Source organism: Streptobacillus ratti, from assembly GCF_001891165.1.
In the GTDB taxonomy this organism is placed as follows: Bacteria; Fusobacteriota; Fusobacteriia; order Fusobacteriales; family Leptotrichiaceae; genus Streptobacillus; species Streptobacillus ratti.
On sequence record NZ_LKKW01000007.1, the window covers coordinates 37582 to 44032 of the forward strand.

General features: G+C 26.4%; 5 protein-coding genes and 1 pseudogene. 1 reads left to right on the forward strand and 5 read right to left on the reverse strand.

Annotated elements, in window-relative coordinates; genetic code table 11:
* Positions 1-3: 3 nt before the first annotated feature.
* The 4 genes from BT993_RS02275 to BT993_RS02290 form a co-directional block, all read right to left on the reverse strand.
* On the reverse strand, positions 4-630 hold the full coding sequence (locus BT993_RS02275) for a hypothetical protein (protein WP_072593038.1): 627 nt from the start codon (positions 628-630) through the stop codon (positions 4-6).
* A 143-nt stretch (positions 631-773) separates the two neighbouring features.
* A complete protein-coding gene (locus BT993_RS02280) occupies positions 774-1826 on the reverse strand; it encodes an extracellular solute-binding protein (protein WP_072593039.1) in 1053 nt (350 codons plus the stop codon).
* Between the two features lies 1 nt (position 1827).
* Positions 1828-3258, reverse strand: a complete 1431-nt coding sequence (locus BT993_RS02285) for a UDP-N-acetylmuramoyl-L-alanyl-D-glutamate--2,6-diaminopimelate ligase (RefSeq protein ID WP_072593040.1) — start codon at positions 3256-3258, stop codon at positions 1828-1830.
* 2 nt (positions 3259-3260) lie between these two features.
* Positions 3261-4214 (reverse strand): alpha/beta hydrolase fold domain-containing protein, encoded by a 954-nt coding sequence (locus BT993_RS02290; protein WP_072593041.1) that lies wholly within the window; start codon positions 4212-4214, stop codon positions 3261-3263.
* Positions 4215-4371: 157 nt separating this feature from the next.
* Here BT993_RS02290 and BT993_RS02295 point away from each other — a divergent pair, with 157 nt between their 5' ends.
* The gene (locus BT993_RS02295) at positions 4372-6168 is read left to right on the forward strand and encodes an endonuclease/exonuclease/phosphatase family protein (RefSeq protein ID WP_072593042.1); all 1797 of its coding nucleotides are present in this window, start codon (positions 4372-4374) and stop codon (positions 6166-6168) included.
* 60 nt (positions 6169-6228) lie between these two features.
* Here the strand turns inward: BT993_RS02295 and BT993_RS02300 are convergent.
* A pseudogene (locus BT993_RS02300) lies at positions 6229-6451 on the reverse strand (hypothetical protein); the annotation flags it as partial.

The following is a 6451-nucleotide window of genomic DNA, read 5'->3' on the forward strand; positions in this document are numbered from 1 at the left end:
CTCCTATTTAAGTAATTGTTGTATTGATGGTAATAAAAATGGAATAAATAGTACACCATCAAATGAATCAGTTGCTTTTCCTTTATTAAATATTAATGTAATTGAATCTTCTTCTAAGTAAAATGAACTTACAGAATCCCAATCTGCATATTTTTTATTTACTTTCATTCCAAAAGCTCTTATTTTATCATTTAATGTTGGTCTTAATATATCCTTATATTGATCAACGAAAATATCAGATAATTTTAATTCTTTACCAGTATTACTATCAAATACCATACCTCTGTATGAATTTTCTACACTACTATTATCAGGATTTGTTTTAGATGAAATAATTACTATAGACATAAATTTTGAATTATTTGCAGCTAAAAATACATTAGCTTTAGTATTTTCATCTTTAATTAAATCATTTATAGTTTTTTCTATTTTAGCATTTATTTTATCTGAAATTTTAGTTTCTTTAGCAGTAAATTTTAATATTCCAAATTTTTCATTTGTTTCTTGAGTTATAGTTAATAATGGTTCACTTCCGTATGAATAACCATTAAAAGTAAAACTAGCGTTAGCAATAGTTGAAAATCCAAGTGCTAGAACACTAATTATGAATAATTTTTTTATTGATTTCATCTTTACACCTCTTCGTTTGATATATATTAAGTATATACTAAATTATGAAAAAAATCAACAGAACTAAGTGTTATAAAAGAATTGTAAAATGATATTATATAACAGGTAAAATCAAGAAAATAAAAATAGCTCTAAAAGAGCTATTATTTTCCACTTGATTTAATTTCTGTCCATATTTTATCGTGTAATTCCTTAGTTTCATCATCTAAAGCACTAGGTAATTTAGATTTATTAACTATTTCTTCAGCAGAAATTATTGGTTTAATTTCAGAGTTTTCTTCTACACCTTTAATTATACTTGGATTTCTTAATACTTTTAACACTTCTATGAAGTTTTCAGGTCTGTATAAAAATTCAAGGAATTTATAAGCATTATCTTTATGTTTAGAATTTGCAGGTATAGCCATTGAATCTATATACATCATAGCACCCTCTGGTATAAAGTAAGTAAATTTATTTTCTTCTTCTTTTTCAATTTCATAAAATACATCTGGATAACCATGAACTATAGAAAATTCTCCACTTGCTATTCCTTTACCAGCAGCATTAGAATCAAATTTAGCTAAATTTTCTGCCCAAGAAAGTATTTTTTCTTTTGCTTCTTTTAATTGATTAATATCTTTTGAATCAGATGAATAACCTAAGTATTGTAAAGCAAGACCTATCACTTCACGTCCATCATCTAACATAGTCATACGACCTTTAAATTCTTTATTTAAAAATATATCAGGAGTTTTAACAAAATCACTACCAACAATCTCATTATTTACTGTTATTCCTGTTGCCATGAATGAATAAGGAATAGAATAATTTAATCCCTCATCATATATTTTAGAAATTTCCATTAAGTTTAGTTTTTCATTCATGTTTTCAAAAGTTTGCCCTAATTTAGACTTGTCTAATTTTTCTAATAATCCTGATTGTATCATAATAGGTATATAGTCAGTTGATGGTGAAACTATATCGTAATTTCCATCGCCACTCCCTATCATTAATTTAGCTATCATAGTATCATTATTATCATAGTAACTAAGATTAACTTTAATTCCTGTTTCTTTTTCAAAATCCTCTATAATTTTATCAGGAACAAAATATGTCCAAGTATAAATGTTTAAAACATTTTCATCGCTTTCATTATTTCCAAAGCAACTTAATAACATAATAAAAGTAAAAATTGTAAATAGTATTTTTTTCAATTTATCTACCTCCTAAATATTTTCTAGCCATTTCTCTGTCATCGAAATGTATTTTTTCTCTACCTATAATTTGGTAATCTTCATGACCTTTTCCAGCAATCAGTAGTATATCATTTTTTTGTAGGTTTTGTATAGAGGTTTTAATTGCAATTTCTCTATCACAAATTTTAAAGTATGGAATAGAAGAATCCATGCCTTTTTCTACATCATTTAATATCATTTCTGGATTTTCAGTTCTTGGATTGTCTGAAGTTAAATATATTAAATCACTGTATTCACAAGCAGCTTTAGCCATTTTTGATCTTTTAGTTTTATCTCTATCTCCACCTGCACCAAATAGGGTTATAAGCCTATTTTTTTTCATTACTGAAAGTGTTTTTAATATATTTGTTAATCCATCTGCTGTATGTGCATAATCTACTACAACCATAACATCTTTATCATTGTCAATTATTTCAAATCTTCCGGCTATAGATTTTATTTCTTGAATTGATTTAATAATGTCATCTAAACTTATCCCCAAGTTATATGCCGATAGTATAGCTCCTAAAAGATTTTGTAAATTATACTCTCCCATTAATTTTGTTGTAAAAATATACTCTTTGTTATCCTTAGATATTTTTACTTTCATTCCTTTTAATGTATATTCTAATACTTCTCCATTAATTGTTGCATTTTCTTTTAATGAAAAAGAATCAGAAATATTTAATAAACGTTTGCAATATTCATTATCTTTGTTTATTATAAGCCGTGCATTAGCTTTTAAATGATTAACTATAGAAGCTTTTGCCTCAAAATATTTTTCTAAAGTTTCATGGAAGTCAAGATGATCTTGAGTTAAATTAGTAAAAATTGCACTATCAAATTCTAACATCTTAACTCTACCTTGGCATAATGCGTGAGAACTTACTTCCATTAAAAAATATTCTACATTTTTATCTACTGCTTCTTTCATTAATTTTATTAAGTCTAAAGATTCAGGAGTAGTGTTTTTTGCTTCGTATTCAGTATCAAGCACCCTATAACCTGTAGTCCCTATTCTTGCAGAATTTTTGAATATAGATTCTAAAATGTAAGTTGTTGTTGTTTTACCATTTGTACCTGTAACAGCTATAATTTTCAATTTATTTTGAGGGTGATTATAAAAATTACTTGAAATATATCCAAGATTATCTCTTAAATTTTTAACTAAAACCACTGTAATATCTTTAGGATAAGGATAATCTTCTCTTTCTGCTATTATCATTTTAGCACCATTTTCAATGGCTGATGGTATGTAGTTATGTCCATCTACAACATTACCAATTAACGCAATAAATATATCTCCCTCTTTAATTTCTTTAGAATTATATGACATATCTTTAAAATTATCTTCTTCAACTAATGTAAGCACCCTATAATCTACATTTTTAAATAATTTTTGTAGGTTCATTATTATTTTCCTCCAAGTCTTTTTTCATCAAGGAAATCAAATATTGATTTTATAGATGTTGTAGCTTCACTTGATCTTAATAAGTGATAAACGTGGTAAAGCCCATCTACAGTAACAAACCTATTTTCTATATTTTCGCTATCAAGTTTTTCTTTAACTATTTTAGAATCATCATATAATAGTTCGCCATTATTAACTTCTATATAAGTAGGTGGGAATCCGTTGAAATCTCCAAAAACTGGTGAAATATATGGATGTTTTTTATCCTTCTCATATTTAAAGTATTCATTATCTTTAAGAAGTTTAGAAAGATCATAATTTTCAACAGAAGAACCTATTAAAAGATCTGTCTTAACATTTGTTTTTCTACTTTCTAAAGTATTTGATATATCTAAAAATGGAGATAAAAGAACTACTGCATCAGGTAATCTTCTTTTCTCATCTCTTCTTTTTAATAATGTAGAAACTATTAGGTTTCCACCAGCAGAATCTCCAAAAGTATATACATTTTTGTAATTTTCAAATGCATATTCTAAACCATTATCATAATCATCATGTCCACTAGGATAGAAACTATATGGAAGTTGTCTGTAATCAACGAAAATAATATCATAATTATCATTAATATTTAGCATAAATTCTGCAAGATTTCTATAAATATTAGATAGAGGATAAATAAATGCACCTCCATGGGCATAATAAATTACTGAATCATTTTTCTTTTCAGTTTTTTTAATCAACTCTAATTTTACATTTCCGTTATATAATATAGTTTCATGAGTTATGTCAGATTTATGTTTCCAAGGCAATTCATAATAAGCTCCAGTTCTACCTATTTTTAAAAATGTTTCTTTTTCTCCTCTATATATGAAATTGGTAGTTTTTAAAAGTGTGGTAGTTATTGATGAACAACTAACAATTGCTAAAGTAGAAAAAATAAAAATAATTTTTTTCATATTTAGTTCCTTTCTTGTTACATTTATATCATGTGTATTATACAATTTTTAGAACAAAAAATAAAGGTTTAATATATAATAGTGTGTAAAATAGTCTTGATAAATAAAAAAAATAAGATATAATATTTATAGTTAATTTAAAGGGAGATGAACATAAATGAAAAGAAAATTTTTATTTTTATCGTTAGTTATGGCATTATCTGGAATTTCAATTTCAGAAACAATTTCTCAAATACAAGGAAATGAAATGCTTTCTAAATTTCAAGATAAAGATGTAACTAAAGTTAAAGGAGTAGTAACTGCTATTAGAAAAACTAAGTATAATAATGGTTTCTTCATGCAATCAATAAAACATGATAAAGACATGAGAACTTCTGAGGGAATTTATGTAGAAAATATTAACGGTGTTGATGTTAAAGTTGGTGATTTAGTTGTTGTTGATGGAAAAGTAAAAGAAATTTATTTAAATAAACCTGATAAAACTCAACCACCTATTACTTCTATACAAGCTAATGTTGTAAAGGTTATGAAATCTAAACAAAAAGTTAAACCTTTAGAGCATACTGGAAAAAATATACCTATCAAAGTTCGTGATGATAATAACCCAGTGTTAAATGTAAAAACAAATGCTATGGATTATTATGAAGCACTTGAGGGAGTTTTAATAAAAATTAAAAATCCAGTTGTAACAGGAGCTAATCAAAAATATGGAGATATTACAGTAGTTCCAAGTAAGGGAATGTATGCAGGATTAAGAAGTATTAATGGTGGAGTAGTGTATAATAATTATGAAACAGAACAAACTCAAAGAATAACTGTAAATATAACTCCATGGAATATATTTGAAAACGGTAAGTATAAAGATAATTTAAGTCCAAATCCTGGAGATGAATTTAAAGGAGATATAGAGGGAATAGTATTTTATGAACATGGAGAATATAGATTATACCCAACATCACCTTTCCCTGGAATTTTAGATAAAAATACTAAACCTGAAAAAAATAAATATTCATATAATGAAGAATTATTAAATGTAGTTTCATATAATATAGAAAACTTCTCACATGTAGATAATCCTGAAAGAATAGGAGAACTTGCAAATCAAGTTGCAACTATACTTCAAACACCAGATGTTTTAGGGTTAATAGAAGTTGGAGATGATGATGGCTCAAAAGGAAGTGATGTAGTATCTTCAAATGAAAATATGGAAACACTTGTTATGGCAATAAAAGATAAAACAGGTATAGATTATGGATTCGTTAGTGTAGACCCTATTCATGGTAAAGATGGTGGTTGGCCTGAAATGCACATACGTAATGTAATATTATATAGAAAAGATAGATTAAATGTAGTTGGATTTAATCAAGGAGATGCAATTACTGATACAGAAGTAATAAAAGATGGAGATAATGTTAGATTAACATATAATCCTGGAAGAATAGGAAATCAAGATGGAATATGGCAAGAAGTTAGAAAACCTTTAGTAGCTCAATTTGAATATAATGGTAAAAATATATTTGTAATAGCTAATCATTTAAAATCTAAGAGATCAGATGATAAAATATATGGAGTTAATCACCCGGTTATTAGAAAATCAGAAGATGTAAGAATACCGGAGGGTAAATATATTAATAATTTTGTTAAAGATATTTTAGCTAAAGATGATATGGCTACAGTAATAGTTTTAGGAGATATGAATGATTTTGAATTTTCTAAGACTACAAAAAATATTAATGGTGATGAGTTAATAGATGTAATATCACAATTACCTAAAAATGAAAGATACACTTATGTATATCAAGGTGCATCTCAAACTCTTGATAATATAATGATTAATAAGAAATATAAAGATAATGTAAATATTGATGTTATTAGGGTAAATTCAGAATTTCTAAAAGAACAAGGTTCATTTAGCGACCATGACCCTATATTCATACAATTTAAAGTTGATTAATAATAAGAATGTTCCTTAATTTAAGGAACATTTTTATATTTTAGCTAGTGTGAAAAAAGTCTAAATTAGATTAATCCCAAGACCAGCCTTACCAACAATCTTTCTTAAAACGAAGTCTTTGTTGTCATTGTTTTGATTACCATTAGTAGTAGTTGGTTTGTTTTCTAAGTTAAACTCTGCTCCTATCCATGGCATTACCATTAATTTACCATTTGCATAACTAAATTTTGTTGATATCTTTGGCTTAACTGTTAATGAATGGATTGCTTTAGCTAAGTCATCT

Excerpts from the sequence above, each read along its gene's own strand:
- BT993_RS02275 (WP_072593038.1), bottom strand. The coding sequence starts at position 630 with ATGAAATCAATAAAAAAATTATTCATAATTAGTGTTCTAGCACTTGGA.
- BT993_RS02285 (WP_072593040.1), bottom strand. The coding sequence starts at position 3,258 with ATGAACCTACAAAAATTATTTAAAAATGTAGATTATAGGGTGCTTACA.
- BT993_RS02290 (WP_072593041.1), bottom strand. The coding sequence starts at position 4,214 with ATGAAAAAAATTATTTTTATTTTTTCTACTTTAGCAATTGTTAGTTGT.
- BT993_RS02295 (WP_072593042.1), top strand. The coding sequence starts at position 4,372 with ATGAAAAGAAAATTTTTATTTTTATCGTTAGTTATGGCATTATCTGGA.